Genomic DNA, 17,878 nt, shown 5'->3' with positions numbered 1-17,878 from the left:
AAAATAAATGACCAATAGTCATATATAGAAAGATGATTGGAATTGCAAGATTTCTGACAAAGATGCCAAAATTCATGTACCGAAAGAGGTGTATGCATGAGGGTGTGTCGATTATGCAACATGTTTTAACATAACATCATCTGGTACATTATTTTAATTGACCGTGGGTCATTTAAGTCGTTTAACAGCGAGAGAGTTTGGGCATGTATCTTATAAAAATGCTCGGTTCACACGTAAAACCAAGAGGGTACGATGAAAAAGATATTGATCGCTTCCAGTGCACTTGTCGCTGTTACGTTTGCGGGTCAGGCTCAGGCGTCTGAACCGATTAAATTGTCGGTCGGTGGTTACATGAACCAGTGGGCTGGTTATGCCGATCAGGAAGTTGGTGATCGTAACAACGCTTTTCAGTCTGACACCGAAATCCATTTTAAAGGTTCAACAATCCTTGATAATGGCATCGAAGTTGGCGCGGTTGTCGAGCTTGAAGGTGAAACTTCCAGTGACCAGGTTGACGAACAGTATTTGTATATCAACGGCAACTTCGGTCGTATCGAAATGGGTAAAAACGACAGTGCAGCCGATTCAATGCAGATTGTTGCACCGGCAGTTGGCCCGGTTGGTATTAACGATGGTGACCTCGACATCTGGGTTAATGCATATTTGATCGATACCACCATTCCGACAGGTGATCAGAACCGCGTTACATACTTCACGCCGAGCCTTGGTGGTTTCCGCGCGGGTGTGTCCTTTGCTGATGATAGCAATCGCAACGGCGCAACCGAAGTTGGTGGAAGTACTTCCTATAACAACACAAACGGTTCTGGTGACAACATCGTTTCCGGTGCGCTTGAATATACCGGTGATTTCAACGGTATTTCCCTTGGCGTTTCCGCCATTGGCGAAAACTGGGGTGAAGGCAACCTTGTTGGGGGCGGCCTCAATGTTGGCTTCGGCAACTTCACTGTTGGTGGTTCCTATTCCCACACTGATGATGATTACGGCTTCAGTGAAGGCAGTAGCGATCCGGATGATACTGATCAGTTTGACATCGGTGTTTCCTATGAAATGGATGCCGCTGCTGTATCGCTGACCTATGGTTATGCTGAATATGGCAATGGCAGCCGTGGTGACGGTACCGGCGAAATCAGCACGGCTGATCTTGGCCTTGCCTATACCCTTGGTGCCGGAGTTGCCTGGAAATCTTCTGTCTTCTGGTTCGATGATGAAGTCGATGGTGCCGAAGACAATGACGGTTACGGTGTTGTCACAGGTTTTGCACTGACTTTCTAATTCTTAGGAATTGGCATGAATTGAAGGGGGCGGTTTTCGTCCCCTTCTTTTTTGTTCATATTTGAATTTGGCTTCAGATTTCGAGGTCTGCACACAGAAAGGCGAAAAATCGTTCTTTCTGGTGAACGAGGTCGGCAACACAGGGAACCGGGTTTTCGGTCACAAGTCGTTCGGCAAGGGCTTTGTCCGAATTATTCGGCAGATTATTCAGTTCGGATATCGGCACGCTGAGGCTGCCCATACAGCCAATCTTGCCCGAGGCGGTGGCGCGCAGTTTGGCAAGGCCACAGGGAGCTTCACAAAAATCGCCCTTATAGCTGCTTTGCCAGAGATGAAGGTTTTGATGGCGGCCCTGTAATATGCGTGCCGAGGCTGAAGTGTAGATACCAATACCCGGTGTTTGAAACAGCTTGGTGATATGGGCCGGGCCACTATCGGCCAGTACGACGTAATCCTGTTCCCGAATGAAGGACACCAGATTTCCGATGGTTTTGAAGCCGTCAATGATCCGGATATTCGGTGTTTTGAACGATCCGATCGTGTCCTTGTATTTCTTCATCACTCCCTGATAGGCGTTGAGAATCAGGGTGACCTCAAACCCGGTTTGCGCAAGAATTTCAGTGGTTTCTCGGACCAATGCGGGGGGCAGGGTACGAAGTGGTGAAGACGCCATGGGCAAGATGCCGATCTTCATGCCGGGTAATTGCTTCGACGAGCGCCCGGATGCAAGCGGGATCGGGGCAATGCCAAAGGCCTCGCACAAAGCTTCTTCCGGATTGACCGGCATGGTGGCGATATCTTTCCAGCCCACCATCTCGCTGAAATCAATCAGATAATCAAAAGTTCTCAGGCGTTTGGCCGAGATAAAAAGCTGAAAGACTGTAATATCGGGAAGGGTTGCAAAGATGTCCGATGCGCTGCCGCTGTTAAGTACCGCAATTTTTGCACCCGGATATTTCACCATAAAGGCGCGCAAAAACAGGACCATGCCGACACAATCACCAATCGCATCATCGGGGATCAGAAACAAAACCCGTTTGCGATCAAAACCGGTATCGGCCCATGCATCGCGTGTCAGGACATCAGGTTGCACAGTGTCGGATATGATTTTTACCGAGGGTGCATGGATCAGAACCTGTTGGCGCAAAAGTGAGGTTGTGCGCGTCAGGTAGGTTGGGCTGCCGTCTGAGGCCTGTGTCAGACCCGGGCTGACATTGGGAAGGCCGAACTGGAACGGCAGTTTTGACGAAAAACGGGTAAATTTCTTGCGGGATGGGTGGCGTTTTTCAGGCATTGGCGGGGTTCTCTCCGGTCACCTTTAATTGGTGCTATTTGGCAGAAAACCCGATCCCAGCCAAAGAAGCAACGGCTGATCTTTGCAGATTTTCAACATTGTTGGTTTTTATCCCGCCTAGGGCAATCGGCGCCAAGCCGATGCTTTGGCACAATGCGACACATTGCAAAAATAATTGAAAACTCATACCCGGTTGGCCGGGATGGCTTTGCGTTGGGAAAACCGGTGATATCAGCACCCCGTTTGGCAATTGCCATGGTGCCAGCATGGAAAGCCGCCGCAGCGTTTTTATGCTGTGACACGCCGACGTCACCAGCATCCCATCGGGCACCTGCCCAAAAATATGGGGTGTTTTTTGGATGCGGTATTCCGGGAAATGGACGCCATCAGCATCAAGTTTTAGCGCCAGCGCCAGATCGTTGGCGATTAGGCAGAGATGGTCGTGTTTGCGGCACAGGCGGCGCACATTATAGGCCAGTTTGGCACGGTCCGCCGTCCCAAGACCATAATGGCGGAAAATCACTATGCTGCGCCGTGGCAGGCCGGCAATGGCCGGGCGGGGATTGGGCAGGCGTTGATCATCGGTCATCAACACAATCGGCGGAATCGGGCAATTGGGGCCGCCGTTGCGCATATTAAGTTGGCGGGCCTGCTTTGCCAGTCTGGTATCCATGGTGAAAATTCCGTTTGGTCTGGGGGGGCGGGCTTGTTTGGTTCCGGGTGTTCGATTGATTAAGGCCGATATTGGGCTTAGGTCCGTCGCCTGGGGGCGTTTGTATTGTTTCCGGGCTTTCGGTGATGATCGAGTTAAAGTAGTCTGCGCCGGTTCGGGGATGGCTGTCTTTGGCGCCACCTGAGTCGAGTTGAACCAACCTTGAACCAAATTGCACCATAGCCTGTTAGAAATCCGGAGGCCATCATCGATGAGCGATCAAATCCTGTCATCTGGTATGTCATCTGATACTGTCGACATCGCTGCCAATTTGGCCGAGATTCAACAAAACATCGACAAGGCCTGTACCGCTGTCGGGCGCGAGCCTTCTGATGTGACGCTGATTTGTGTTAGCAAGAACCATGATGCGGATCATGTGCGCAATGCACTTGTCAATAGCCGTCGAGTGTTTGGTGAAAACCGGGTACAGGAAGCCGCGGGAAAATGGCCGGGGTTGCGCGAAGAATTCCCCGATGTCGAGTTGCATCTGATCGGGCCGCTTCAGACCAACAAGCTTAAAGATGCGGTTGCGCTGTTTGATGTGATCGAAACTGTGGATCGCCCGAAACTGGCCAATGCCTTGGCCAAACATCGTGACGCGACGGGGGATTGCCCCGATCTTTACATTCAGATCAATATTGGCGAGGAGCCGCAAAAGGCCGGGATCGCGCCAATGGATGCCGATGATTTTATTACCGATTGCATCACGCGCCTGAAATTGCCGATCAAGGGATTGATGTGTATTCCCCCGGTGGATGAAGAGCCCGCACCGCATTTTGCCTTGTTGGGCAAAATTGCCGATCGTCATGATTTGGCGATCCGCAGCATGGGGATGAGTAGCGATTACGAGGCTGCGATCCGTATTGGTGCGACACATATCCGGGTTGGCACAGCTATTTTTGGGTCCAGAGGCTATTAATTTTCCAAATAGCACCTTTTAAAGGGGCTTTAAAAGCAATTAGGATTAGATTTTCTGCAAAATCGTTATGAAATACGTTAAATTTGGTCATTTCATGGGTTTTAACGTGCAAATCTCGAAAATGAGCAGAAATTGTGGATAATCGGTCCAGACATATAAGACGTAGACGAAAACGGTTTGTGACAAAAAAGATCAGAAAAAAATCCCGCCAGCCTGGCGGGATTTTGTCTTTCGGATTATCCGTAGATATCAGCTCGGCAGAATTTCCGGCGACAGGTCTTGTGAACTCAATGCGCTGTAATGCGTTGTGACCTTATGGGACGAGTTTATAACCGCCCGGTTCGGTAACCAGGATCATCGCATTGGACGGGTCTTTTTCGATTTTTTGGCGCAGACGATAGACATGGGTTTCAAGTGTATGGGTGGTGACCCCGGCGTTATAGCCCCAGACCTCGTCCAGAAGGGTTTCGCGCGTGACCGGTTTGTCGCCCGCCCGGAACAGGAATTTCAGGATCGAGGTTTCCTTTTCCGTCAGGCGGACTTTTTTCTCGGTTGTGGTTTCGATCAATATCTTGGCGCTGGGCTGGAAGCTGTAGGGACCAATGACGAAAACCGCATCTTCGCTTTGTTCATGCTGGCGGATATGGGCGCGAATGCGGGCCAATAGAACGTTAAGTCGAAACGGCTTGGTGACATAGTCATTGGCACCGGATTCCAGACCAAGGATGGTGTCTGAATCGCTATCAGCACCGGTCAGCATGATGATCGGGGATTTAACCCCGGCGCGGCGCATCAGTTTGCAGACATCGCGCCCATCCATATCGGGCAACCCGACATCGAGCAGGATCATGTCGAAATAATTATCCTTGGCGGCTTCGAGTGCGGTCTGGCCGGAGTTGGCAACCACACATTCAAATTCTTCATGAAGCCGAAGCTGTTCGGTCAAAGACTGGCTCAGCGCGGCATCGTCTTCGACCACCAGAACCTGTTTACCTGTCGACATTCACCATCCCTTGCTGCTTGCTGCCCATCAAATCCCACCTATATTTTAAGTTTGTCATCTTGCGGGAATTCGTTCTTTGTGTGGCATCAGTTTTCCTGATCTTTAAAAATCAGGGTCTCATACTGCGTTTTCAAGAACAAACTGTTTTCGCTTTAACCCATTGACCGATGAAGGACCCGGGTTAATTAATACAATCGAACTGGCAACCGCGATGATAGTGCCATACAAGGAATTTGACGCAAAATGGTGCTATCATAGCGGTTGTCCTTCGGATCGGTCCGATTTGCACGGGCTGCTTTGTCGTAAAATCTTGAAAGATTTATATCTTCCTGCGATTTTGCGCCGCGCATCCGCACAAATCTGATCGGCCAGTGCGGTTATATTAATTAATCCGGGTCCTTATCCAGCCCCATACCAACCGGATCGCGATCTTGTGATCGTCTGTGTCTGACCCGAAACAAAAAAGACTGCAATGACCCAACTTTCTGCCGCGCCTGTCCAAACCAATATTCCCGCGACCGATCTTGTGACTGTATCGCGCGCTGTTGCCGATTTGCGGCGCGGTGAAATCGTTCTGGTACAGGGGCAGGTTAACGGGGCTGTCCATTGTGTGGCTGTCATTGCCGCCGAGCCGCTTTCCGATCATGGCCTTTCACGGTTGGGCGATATCGCCGGACCGGATGCAAACCCGGCGATTATTTTGCCGCGTGTGCGGGCAAAATCGTTGGGGCAGGCGTGCAAGGACGATCTTTTCATTGCCTTTGTTAGCGCTGAAAAATCCGGTGTTACGGCACAAAGCCTGGCCGAGATCGCCAATCCGTTGCTTGATCTTGAAGCCATGCCATCCGGGGTGCCTGCGGGGATTTGGCGACCGATTAATATGGCCGAAAATGCCGCCATCAGGCTTGCTAAGCTGGCGCGGCTGTTGCCCGCTGTGGTGACCGCCCCGGTAACGCCAGAGCAGCTTGAAACGCTGGCACGGGGGCAGAACCTTTTGGTGCTGCAATCTGAAAGCATCAATGGATACGAAAATGCATCGGCTGCAACCCTTCGCCCGGTCAGCGAAGCGCGTGTGCCGCTTGAAAATGCCGAAAATGCCAAGGTCATTGCGTTTCGCCCCGATGATGGCGGGCAGGAACATCTGGCAATTGTGATTGATGAACCGGCCAAGGATCAGCCGGTGTTGATCCGGTTGCATTCCGAATGCTTTACCGGGGATCTGATCGGGTCGTTGCGCTGTGATTGCGGGCCGCAATTGCGGGGCGCAATTGCCGAGATCGCCAAAAGCGGCAAAGGTGGCATTATTTTGTACCTGCGTCAGGAAGGGCGCGGCATTGGGCTTGTTAATAAGTTGCGGGCCTATGCGCTTCAGGATCGCGGGTTTGATACGCTTGATGCCAACGAAGAACTTGGCTTTGACGCCGATGAACGGGTTTATCGCCCGGCGGCCGAAATGTTGCGTCAGTTGGGATTTGGCAAGGTCCGGCTTTTGACCAATAACCCGGAAAAGCTTTCCGGGCTTGAAAGCTGGGGCGTGACCGTGAGTGAACGGGTGCCGCATAAATTTCCGTCCAATGGTCACAACGCCTTTTACCTTCAGACCAAAAAGGACCGCGCTGGTCATTTGTTTTGATTGGGTGGAATAATGGTTCCAGTGACCCGGCAGAAGATGCCGGGCGGAATCTCCGGCCCGATTGGGTTTTAATAAAAATCCATATTTTTCAATGATTTGAACCCGTGCCAGTTTGGCATCCTCGTTGCATTATCTGATGCAATAGGAGGACGAACATGTCGATTGGTGCAGATTGGCGGCAAATATCACCGGGCAGCGCAGAAGGTGTGGCAAATAATAAATTTGCCAGTTCCAATGCGGCTGGAAAGCTGGTGGATGGCGCAGAAGAAGGCCGGGGCTTTTCCGAATATATGTTCGGCAAGGATGGCTTTGAATTCACTGATTTCCTCGATGTGATCAATCCTTTGCAACATATTCCCGTTGTCGGGATGCTTTATCGTTCCATAACCGGTGATGAACTTGGCAATGGGGCGCGGGTTGTTGGCGGCGGGCTGTTTGGCGGTGTGTTTGGCCTTGCAGGCGCTGCTGTGGACGCGGTTGTTGATCTGGCGACCGGTGATGATACCGGCGAACATATCATGGCAATGTTTGATGGCGGTGATACCCCGGCGGATCAGCCAGTGATGGCCGATGCATCAGCAGGGGCTGCCAATAGCGGTGCAAGCGGTCTTGTTTTGCCATGGAATGTTGGTGACCGGTCGATGGCGGCAATGTCGGGTCAGCCGGTTAACCCGGCCGAGCAAGCAACGATTACCGATACAGCCCCGGTGACTGGCGTTGAAACGCTGGCGATGAATGCGCAGGCCGGTGCGGCGGGTATTACGGGCTATTATGACGCGGCGGGTCTTGTGATGCCGTGGGCGGCCAATCCGCAAACGGTGGCGCAGACGATGGCGTCGAATGTTGCTCCGTCTGCTGTTGCCCCGTCAATTGTGGCAACGACTCCACAGATGCCATTTTCCCAAACCGCCGAGAACCCGGCAATGCAAGCCGCACAGCGTCTTTTGGCCGAGGCCGGTGACGACGTTGCCAACCCGATGAATGCCAGCCTGACAAATCCAAATACACAGGATGCCGATCCGGCTGAATTGGCTGTGGCGATGGCGCGCGCCGGGCAGGCCGATCTTGCATCTAATATGACCATGCGCACGGCCGATGCCAGCGGCACTGGTCAACAGGCCACCATCCAGCAGGCATCTTTTAGCCGCGATAACGGTAATTCTGTTTGGTCGCGGGCGCAAAATTCCGGCCGGGTTAGCCGCGGAACTCCGCAATTTTCCATATCCCCGGAAATTGCCACCCGGGATGCGAAACTTGCCAAACTGAACCAGGCTGATGTTGCAAAATCAGATGTCTCGTCTGAGAAAACCGGTCAGACTCCGTTGAGTGCCGCAGAGATGGCCGCACGGTTTAATGCGGCATTGGGCAGTGAACGGGCACAGACCATGGCAAATGAAGCCGTGGCATCAACCAATGCGGTTGCGCAGGATAATGGCGGGGACAAACGCGAGGCAATGACGGATCAAAACCGTAATGTCGCACAAAATAATAGCGCCAGCGACGCCGAGACTGTTCATCCGTTGATGGAGCGGGCGCAAAGCCATGTTCAGGGTGATGCACCGGTCGGGCCTTGGTTTAGTCAGACCATGATGGATGGCCTTAAGAAATATCAGGCAATGCAGCAACAAAACCTGCATCCGTCGGGCAATTCGATCTGATTTTGATCACACGTTGATAAATGAAAATCCCGTCATTCATACGAATGACGGGATTTGTTTTGATTTAGCAATGACTTTTTAAGGGGCTTTAGCGGTTTAGGAAACCAACGATTTCCTTGACCTCGCGCAGGATCGGCTGGGCGATGGCATCAGCACGGTCTGCACCCTTTGCCAGAGTCGCATCGATATAGGCATTATCGGCCTTAAGTCGCGTCATTTCGCTGGTGATCGGGGCCAGTTTTTCAACAACCACATCGGTCAGGGCCTGTTTAAAGCCGGAAAACTGCGTGCCACCATGTTCTGCCAGAATATCGGCGACCGGTATGTCAGTCAGGGCAGCATAGATGGTGATCAGGTTTTTGGCTTCGGGGCGGCCTTCCAGACCGGCGGCCTCGCTTGGCAGCGGTTCCGCATCGGTTTTGGCCTTGCGGATTTTCTTGGCCAGCGTATCGGCATCATCGGTCATATTGATGCGTGACATGTCCGATGAATCGGATTTTGACATCTTTTTTGTCCCGTCACGCAGGGACATCACACGGGTTGCCGGGCCCAGGATCAGCGGTTCGGGCTGTGGGAAGAAGTCAACTTCGAAGTCATTGTTGAATTTCGCGGCAATATCGCGTGTCAGTTCAAGATGCTGTTTCTGGTCTTCGCCAACTGGCACATGGGTGGCCTTATAGGCCAGAATGTCGGCTGCCATCAAACTGGGATAGGCATAAAGGCCAAGCGATGCGTTTTCACGGTGCTTGCCAGCCTTTTCCTTGAACTGGGTCATACGGTTAAGCCAACCGAGGCGCGCGACACAGTTAAAAATCCACGCCAGTTCGGCATGGGCCGAGACCTGACTTTGATTGAACAGAACGTGTTTTTCCGGATCGACACCAGATGCAATCATGCTGGCCGCGAGTTCGCGGATGTTGGAACGCAGTTCTTGGGGGTTTTGCCAGACGGTGATGGCATGAAGATCAACGACGCAGAAAATGCATTCGAAGTCTTTTTGCAGCGTGACCCAGTTGCGGATCGCGCCAAGATAGTTGCCAAGATGAAGGTTACCGGTGGGCTGAGCACCCGAAAAAATACGTTCCATAACGCTATCGTCCATTTCAATAAATAAGGTGAGCGACCTGCAGGCTCCGCCAGGATGTGGACTCCCGCCGGCGGACGAGCTTGCAAATCTTCGGGGCGGAGTTAAGCCGCCGGACTGGATTTGGTCAAGCGGCTTGTCCCGAAATGATGGAAATAACCCGGAATTATCGAAAGACTAAGGCGTTCAGGCCGTTTTGCGGCGTTTGAGCGTTGTTTTGAGTTCTGCGAAACTGGTCGCCCCTAAAAGCTGTGCGGCAACCCCATAGATCAGCAACCCGCCACATACCAGACCGGCCATGGTGAAGATGCGCGTGATTGACAGCGCATCATTTTGCCAAAGCAGATCAATGGCAAACCACAGGGCCGCCCCCATCAGAACCGAACATAGCAAAATGCGTGGCATCCGGCGTTTAAGCCGGTCATCAAAGACAAGATCGCCACGCTTGTGCAGGATCCAGGCTAGTGCTCCGGCATTGATCCAGACCGAGGTCGAGGTGGCGGCTGCAATGCCAAGATGGCCAAATGTCGGCATCAAAGCCACGATCAGCACGATATTGATCATCATGGCGGTAATGCCGATGCGGACCGGGGTTTTGGTGTCTTCGCGGGCAAAGAAGCCTGGTGCCAAGACCTTGACCAGAACCGAGGCCGGCAGGCCAAAGGAAAAGATGGTTAATGCCATGCCGGTTTTAAGGGTTTCACTGGCGCCAAAGGCACCGCGTTCAAACAGCACATTGATGATCGGAACTCCCATCACCCCCAGCGCAATCGCCGAGGGCAGGGTCAGTAACAGGGCGATTTCAATGCCACGGTTCTGGCTATACATCGCGGTTTTGGGGTCCGATCCCTGTAATTGGCGCGACAGGGTCGGCAGTAATGTTGTGCCGATGGCAATGCCGATCACGCCAAGCGGCAATTGATGCACCCGGTCAGCGTAATAAAGCCAGGATACGGCCCCGTCGGCGACCAGCGAAGCCAGCATGGTATCGATCAGAAGGTTCAATTGATAAACGCCCGCGCCAATCATGCCCGGGATCATGCGTTTGCCCAGCAATTTGACCCGGTCATCAATGCGCGGCAATTGCCATTTGATGGCAAACCCGGCGCGTTTGCATGCAATCACCAGACAGATAAATTGCGCCACACCTGCCAATGCCACCCCCCATGACAGGGCATGGGCCGGAGTTTCGGTCATCGGTGTCAGGCCCAGCATGGCACCAATCAAACAGATATTAAGGATAATCGGTGCCCCGGCGGCGGCGGCATAGCGATGCAGGGTGTTGAGTACGCCCGACATCAGCGCCACAGCAGAAATTAACGCCAGATAGGGAAAGGTGATGCGCGATAATTCGACGGCAAGCGCGAATTTTTCCGGGTTTTCGGCAAAGCCCGGCGCAAAGACATGCATCGCCCAAGGCATGATGATTTCAATGATCGCGACCAGAAAAGCGGTAATCAGCACCAGCATCGACATGGCACGGGCGGCAAATTCGCGCGCCGCATCCATACCGCGTTTTTCGATGTCACCGGCCAGTAATGGCACGAAGGCGGCGTTAAATGCGCCTTCGCCAAACAGGCGACGGAACAGGTTGGGGAATTTGAACGCGACGAAAAAGGCATCGGCCATGCCGCCAGCACCGAGCATCCCGGCAATCATGATATCGCGGGTAAAGCCCAAAAGACGCGAGAGCAGGGTAAAGCCACTGACCGTGGCAATGGAACGTACGAGCGACATTCGCGATCAAATCCGAACAGGGTTGTGAACAAGAACATATTTATCAGGCAGATAAACGGCGCGGTGGCCGCATCATAGCTGCCATCATTTCATGAAATCTGCCAGCCGAAGGTGAATAACTGGTAATGACGGCGGAATGGCGGCGTGTTGAAGGGGAAATATCTTACCGAAATGGGGGAAACGCCGGGCCTTTACGGTGTTCTTCCTGTTTGGCCCCGTTGCGCGATCATCAGGAGCAAGGGCATCGGATCGTTGATCGGGTGGGGGCTTTTCCATTGAACTTTTGTGAAAGTCTTTGGATTTTTGTAAAAAAAGACAAGGGGTTGTGACCGTCATCACAGAAAATGCCTTTCAATCCTTATAAATTCCAACTCGCTGAGGATTCGTTGGGACGCGAGCCTTTGCTATTATGATCGGACGAGGGAATAAAAGGCGATCCACCTCAACCTGCTGCACTCCGAGGAAAGTGATGTTACGGGACAACAGGTCGTAACATCAGGTTCTGGATCAGCCCGGCCCTCGTCCGTTCACACTTCCCTGATTAAGAATCATAGAATTCGATCATGGTGCTTTGCGCCAATGAACACGGATCCCCGCCGGGGCGATTTGGCAGTTGTGCCAATCAACAGGGGCGGGGATTTTGTGTTTTGGGGCAAAGCTCACACATCGTGTGAAGCCGATAAGCCCTAGCTGTTTTGCAGGGCCTGGGTCAGGGTTTCCTTGACCTGCAGGAACTTGGTGCGGCTGTCGATCTTCAGACCGAAGACATCCTTGACATAAAAGACGTCAACCGCGCGTTCGCCAAAGGTGGAAATCCGCGCCGAAGCAATTTGCAATGACAGGTCGCGCAATGTCCGGGTGACATCGTAAAGCAGGCCCTGGCGGTCACGTGCGGTGATTTCAATTACCGTATGGGTGCGGCTTGCCTTGTTGTCGATGATGACGTTTGGTTCGACCTTAAAAACAGCGGTGCGGTGTTTGTTGTCCTTGATCTGGCGGCGTTCGAGTTCCTGACTGGGGCGGATGCGACCGGAAATGACCTGTTCCAAGGTTTCGCGCAGTTTTTCCAGTTTGGACTTATCGTTAAAGGCCTCGTCATTGGCGTCCTGAATAAAGAAGGTATCAAGCGCCATGCCATCGGCCAAGGTCAGGATTTTGGCATCGACAATATTGGCCCCGCATAGCGCCATCGCCCCGGCAATTTGGGAAAACAGGCCGGGATGGTCGGTGGTGTGAACGATGATTTCGGTCGCATCGATATCGGTTTCAATGCGGGTGTCGACCGTGATATCTGCTCCGTTTGCCTTGGCATCGCGGGTTAGATGGGCGTGCCGGACATGGGTTTCGGTATCGAAACTTAGCCAATAGGACGGATAACCGCGATCAATGAAATCTTCGATATCCTGTTCGGGCCAGTCGGCATCGCAATTGGCAAGGGCTTCGCGCAGGTCTTGCTGGGCGCGGGCCACACGCGAATCGTGGTTGTCGGCATTCAAACCACCCGACAGACGATCCTTGGTGGCATAGAACAATTCGCGTAGAAGCGTTGCTTTCCAGCCGTTCCAGACATTCGGACCTACCGCGCGGATATCGGCAACCGTTAAACACAGCAACAGGCGCAGACGTTCCTGTGACTGGACCAGATCGGCAAAGGCCTTGATCGTGGTTGGGTCGTTCAAATCGCGTTTGAAAGCTGTCAGGCTCATCCACAGATGGGCTTTGACCAGCCAAGCAACGGTTTCGGTATCGGCAGGCGACAGTCCCAGACGCGGGCAAAGTTTTTCGGCAACTTCGGCGCCCAGTTCGGAATGATCGCCCCCCCGGCCCTTGGCGATATCATGCAGCAATGCCGCGACATAAAGCACACGACGTGAAATCACCTTTCCCATGATGCGGGTGGCGACGGGGGCTTCTTCGGCCAGTTCGCCGCGTTCGATCTGGTTGAGGACACCAATCGCGCGGATGGTATGCTCATCCACGGTATAGGTGTGGTACATGTCGTATTGCATCTGGGCGACGACACGGCCGAAATCCGGGATGAAGCGGCCCAAAAGACCGGCTTCGTTCATTTTGCGCAGCACGATATCGGGTCTGTCGCGATGGGTCAGGATTTCGAGGAAAACCTCGTTCGCCGCCGGATCTTTTTGCAGCTTATGGTCAACCATTTTTAAGCTTTGGGTGACCCAGCGCAGCGTTTCGGGATGAATACCAACCCCGTTTTGATGGGCGACCAGAAACAGGCGCAGGATCTGGATCGGATCATTTTTCAGAACGTCGAGGCTTTCGACCGTCAGGCGATCATTGCGCAACTGAAAACCGTCAATTTCCTTGGTGCCAAAAAAGCGGGCCGGGAAACGGATCAGAGGTTTGCGTTGATGGCGTTCTTCAAGGGCGGCACAGAAAATCCGGGTTAAATTGCCGACATGTTTGACCATCAGATAATAGTGTTTCATGAACCGTTCGACGCCCGATGCCCCGGCATGATCGGTATAACCAAGGTGTTCGGCGATATCGCGCTGCATATCAAATGTCAGGCGGTCTTCTTCGCGATCCGACAGATAATGTAACCAGCAGCGCACCGACCACAGGAAGTTCTGTGCCTTAAGGAATCCTTGGGCTTCTTTGCGGGTCAGGACTTTTTGCTCGACCAGTTCCAGCGGATTGTTGACGCGATAAAGGTATTTGCCGATCCAGAACAGGGTATGAAGATCACGAAGGCCGCCTTTGCCGTCTTTGACATTGGGTTCGACGACATAGCGCGAATCGCCCATGCGGATATGGCGATCATCGCGTTCGCTTAATTTACCTTCGATGAATTCAAGGCCGGTGCCTTTGACCAGTTCATCCATGAACCGCGTGCGAAAGGTTTTATAGACTTCTTCGTCGGCCCAGACAAAGCGGCTTTCAAGCAGGTTGGTGCGGATTGTGATGTCCTGTTTGCCCATGCGCAGGCAATCATCAATGGATCGCGTTGCATGACCAACCTTAAGCCCCAAATCCCACAGCATATAAAGGATGTATTCGACAATCTGTTCGCCGTGTGCTGTTTGTTTGTAGGGAAACAGGAACAGAATATCGACATCGGAATGCGGGGCCATATCACCGCGCCCGTAACCGCCGACTGCAACAACGGCCATGCGTTGTTCGTTGGTTGGATTATGCAGCGGATAGACAAATTTCAGCGCAAAATCATGGATCAGGCGAATGATCTGATCGATCAGGAAGCTGTTGGAAAAAACGGCATCCTGGCCGGAATTGCTTTCTTCGAACCGGGCGCGGATGACATTGCGGCCATCTTCAAGCACAGCCTTGAGACGTTTTAAAATCTCGGCGCGCTGTTTGAAGGATTTCAGATCCGAGTTGGCAGCAATGGTTTCAAGCTCGCCAAAGATTTTGCGGCGGTCGATGATCTCGCGCTGTTTTTTGACTTTGTACATGGCTTGAAGCGTTTTCCCTGGATTAGGTCTTGGTTTGGCATGGTTGCCTTTGCGGGTTTCCCCAATGCATATGGCGTGCCGTCCTGATGGTGCCAGTTGTCGCCAGAAGTTTGGCCGGACATCATCAGTGTAGCATCAAAAAACAAACAGGCACCTGCCTGATATAAGGGCAAAGTGCCTGTTTTTAATGCGTTGGCCGATATTTATCGGGATTTATCACGCGACTATTTCTGTGTCGTCCGATCAGTCGCGCATCGCACGCAAACGATACAGCGTATCAAGGGCTTCGCGCGGGGTCAGATTATCGGGATCGATTTCCGTTACCGCATCAAGCAAAGCCTGTTGTTCTGGCGACAAGGCCGGGGTTTTGGATTTTTCTTCTTGTTTGACCTGTTCAATCGCGGCGGCAAAAAGTGGTAAATCATCGGCCAGTTTGGAAACCGCACCACCCTGTTGGCCCTTTTCAAGGGTTTTAAGCACCTGTTCGGCGCGCTTGATCACCGGTTTGGGCAGGCCCGCCAATTGGGCAACATGAATGCCATAGGACCGATCCGCACTGCCCGCACCAACTTCGTGCAAAAAGACAACCTCGCCCTGCCATTCCTTGATCAGCATTGTGTGACACGACAGATGGGCCAGTTTGGCGGCAAGGGCGGTCAGTTCGTGATAGTGGGTGGCGAAAAGGCCCCGGCATTTGTTGATTTCATGCAGGTTTTCAACCACCGCCCAGGCAATTGACAGACCATCAAAGGTCGCCGTGCCACGCCCGATTTCATCCAAAATCACCAGTGACCGGTTGGAGGCCTGATTAAGGATGGCGGCGGTTTCAACCATTTCGACCATAAAGGTCGATCGACCACGCGCCAGATCATCGGCCGCACCGACACGCGAAAATAGTCGGTCAATCACGCCGATATGGGCCGATTGCGCCGGAACAAACGCGCCGATCTGGGCCAGAACCGCAATCAGGGCATTCTGGCGCAGGAAGGTCGATTTACCGGCCATGTTCGGGCCGGTTATCAGCCACAGGCTTTGTTCGTCTTCGAGACGGCAATCATTGGCGACAAAGGGCGAACTGGCATTTTCGCGAAGGGCGGCTTCGACCACCGGATGACGCCCGGCGCGGATATCAAACGCCAGGCTTTCATCGATATTGGGGCGGACACATCCCTGATCACGGGCCAATTCGGCCAGGGCGGCGGAAACATCCAGCCCGGCAAGCGCCTGTGCGCAGCGCGCAATCGGATCGGCATGTTCAAGCACGCCTGTGACCAAGGTGTCGAACAGTTCAAGTTCAAGCGCCAGTGCCTGATCCCCGGCCTTGGAGACCTTGCTTTCAAGTTCGGACAATTCGACCGTGGTGAAACGCACCGCATTGGCCATGGTTTGACGATGAATAAACTCATCGACATCCATCATCTTGTCAGCTTGTTTGGCTGGAACTTCGATGAAATAGCCAAGTACGTTGTTATGTTTGACCTTAAGACTAGAAATCGCCGTTTGTTCGATATAGCGGGCTTGCAGATTGGCAATCAGCTTTTTGCTTTCGCTTGACAGCATACGCAGTTCATCAAGTGCCGGGTGATACCCCCCGGCGATGAACCCGCCATCACGCGCCATCAATGGCAGGCTTTCACCAAGGGCGCGGCGCAAAAGATCAACCAGATCGCCGTGATGGCCCATAGCGGTCAGATGGTCGGCCAAGGCGGGTGGTTGGGTCGTCAGGCCGTCATTGCCGCCATCGGGTTTGTGCAATAGGTTGCCAATCGCAAAGGCACAAGCCAGACCATCGCGCATCGCCGCCAAATCACGCGGGCCGCCGCGCCCAATCGACAGGCGCGAAAGGGCGCGTTCAATATCGGGGCATTCCGACAATGCCGCGCGCAGATCGGACCGCAAGCCATCGCGATCATGGAAATAACTGACCAGATCAAGACGTTTATTGATGTCACCAGCATTGGTGAGCGGGGCCGATAAACGTGCCGCCAATTGGCGCGCCCCGGCCCCGGTACGGGTACGGTCGATCACGGATAGCAACGATCCCTTGCGTTCGCCCGATTGGGTCTGGGTCAGTTCCAGACTGCGACGGGTGGCCGCATCGATTTCCATCGCGGCGCCCTGTGCCAGCCGTTGTGGTGGGGAAAGGCGCGGCATCTGGCCCTTTTGGGTCAGATCGACATAATCGATCAGCGCCCCGGCGGCGGATAATTCGGCAATTTCAAAGCCGCCAAATGCATCAAGGGCAGCAACTTCGTAAAGCTTTTTCAGGCGAAGCTGGGCGTTATCGGCATCAAAACGCGATGCGGGCTGCGGCGTGATGACGTCTTTATAATCAGTATAGATATCAAACATGTCTGAACGGTTCAGAAGCTTGTCCGATATCAGAAGTTCGCCCGGGTCAAGCCGGGCAAGGGCGGCGGATAATCCGCCCATGTCACTTGGCTGGACATAAAAATCACCGGTCGACATATCAAGCCAGGCCAGCCCGACCTTGCCACGTATTTCCGATACGGCGGCCAGATAGTTATGGCGCCGGGCATCCAGCAGGCTGTCTTCGGTCAGGGTGCCGGGCGTGATCAGGCGGACGACACCGCGTTTAACCACGGATTTGGCACCGCGTTTTTTGGCTTCGGCCGGGTCTTCCATCTGTTCACAGACGGCAACACGGAAACCCTTGCGGATCAGACGCTGAAGATAGTTTTCGTGGCTATGAACCGGAACACCGGCCATGGGAATTTCGGTGCCCTGATGCTTGCCCCGTTTTGTCAGCGCGATATCAAGGGCTTCGGCGGCCTTGACGGCATCGTCAAAAAACAATTCATAGAAATCGCCCATCCGATAAAATAGCAGGCAGTCCTGATACTGTTCCTTAATTTCAAGGAACTGCATCATCATCGGAGTCGCACCTTCGGTATCAAACGAAAGTGCGGTGGATTTGGTATTGGATGGATCGGCGATTTTGTTCATGACGAGTGTGATATCAAACCCTGAAGACATTGACGAGGAGATCAGACGGCCAAGCAATAGTTTTTGACCTATGCCATTGCAACGCCTGAATTTCCATAGAATATGTTAAAGTATAATGCGTTCGGTCAAGGGCCTATGATG

General features: G+C 53.1%; 11 protein-coding genes. 4 read left to right on the top strand and 7 right to left on the bottom strand.

Annotation, left to right across the window (positions count from 1 at the left end):
• The first annotated feature begins 252 nt into the window (after positions 1 to 252).
• Positions 253 to 1,293, top strand: a complete 1,041-nt coding sequence (locus TALK_RS01310) for a porin (RefSeq protein ID WP_085615063.1) — start codon at positions 253 to 255, stop codon at positions 1,291 to 1,293.
• Positions 1,294 to 1,366: 73 nt separating this feature from the next.
• Here the strand turns inward: TALK_RS01310 and TALK_RS01305 are convergent, their stop codons facing one another.
• Positions 1,367 to 2,587, bottom strand: a complete 1,221-nt coding sequence (locus TALK_RS01305) for a glycosyltransferase family 9 protein (protein ID WP_085615061.1) — start codon at positions 2,585 to 2,587, stop codon at positions 1,367 to 1,369.
• Positions 2,588 to 2,621: 34 nt separating this feature from the next.
• Positions 2,622 to 3,260: a thiamine phosphate synthase gene (locus TALK_RS01300; protein WP_085615059.1), complete on the bottom strand. Its 639-nt coding sequence runs from the start codon at positions 3,258 to 3,260 to the stop codon at positions 2,622 to 2,624.
• 250 nt (positions 3,261 to 3,510) lie between these two features.
• On the opposite strand from TALK_RS01300, the gene TALK_RS01295 reads away from it, so the two are divergent.
• Positions 3,511 to 4,218, top strand: coding sequence for a YggS family pyridoxal phosphate-dependent enzyme (locus TALK_RS01295; RefSeq protein WP_245829620.1), 708 nt, complete (start codon positions 3,511 to 3,513; stop codon positions 4,216 to 4,218).
• A gap of 313 nt (positions 4,219 to 4,531) precedes the next feature.
• Here the strand turns inward: TALK_RS01295 and TALK_RS01290 are convergent, their stop codons facing one another.
• Entirely contained in the window at positions 4,532 to 5,221 is a 690-nt protein-coding gene (locus TALK_RS01290; protein WP_085615057.1) for a response regulator transcription factor, read from the bottom strand.
• Positions 5,222 to 5,693: 472 nt separating this feature from the next.
• Between TALK_RS01290 and ribA the strand changes: the two genes are divergently transcribed.
• A complete protein-coding gene (gene ribA / locus TALK_RS01285) occupies positions 5,694 to 6,854 on the top strand; it encodes a GTP cyclohydrolase II (RefSeq protein WP_085615056.1) in 1,161 nt (386 codons plus the stop codon).
• A gap of 155 nt (positions 6,855 to 7,009) precedes the next feature.
• Positions 7,010 to 8,512, top strand: a complete 1,503-nt coding sequence (locus TALK_RS01280) for a hypothetical protein (RefSeq protein WP_085615054.1) — start codon at positions 7,010 to 7,012, stop codon at positions 8,510 to 8,512.
• Positions 8,513 to 8,600: 88 nt separating this feature from the next.
• Here TALK_RS01280 and trpS read toward each other — a convergent pair whose 3' ends face one another.
• From trpS to mutS, 4 genes are all read right to left on the bottom strand, one after another.
• Positions 8,601 to 9,599, bottom strand: coding sequence for a tryptophan--tRNA ligase (gene trpS / locus TALK_RS01275; RefSeq protein ID WP_085615696.1), 999 nt, complete (start codon positions 9,597 to 9,599; stop codon positions 8,601 to 8,603).
• Between the two features lie 183 nt (positions 9,600 to 9,782).
• Entirely contained in the window at positions 9,783 to 11,333 is a 1,551-nt protein-coding gene (gene murJ, locus TALK_RS01270; protein WP_085615053.1) for a murein biosynthesis integral membrane protein MurJ, read from the bottom strand.
• Positions 11,334 to 12,019: 686 nt separating this feature from the next.
• Positions 12,020 to 14,770 (bottom strand): [protein-PII] uridylyltransferase, encoded by a 2,751-nt coding sequence (locus TALK_RS01265; RefSeq protein ID WP_085615051.1) that lies wholly within the window; start codon positions 14,768 to 14,770, stop codon positions 12,020 to 12,022.
• A gap of 243 nt (positions 14,771 to 15,013) precedes the next feature.
• Positions 15,014 to 17,737: a DNA mismatch repair protein MutS gene (gene mutS / locus TALK_RS01260; protein WP_085615050.1), complete on the bottom strand. Its 2,724-nt coding sequence runs from the start codon at positions 17,735 to 17,737 to the stop codon at positions 15,014 to 15,016.
• Between the last annotated feature and the right edge of the window lie 141 nt (positions 17,738 to 17,878).

The sequence above is a fragment of the Thalassospira alkalitolerans genome (assembly GCF_002115745.1).
Classification (GTDB): Bacteria; Pseudomonadota; Alphaproteobacteria; order Rhodospirillales; family Thalassospiraceae; genus Thalassospira; species Thalassospira alkalitolerans.
This window is presented reverse-complemented; position numbering and strand designations above follow the sequence as displayed.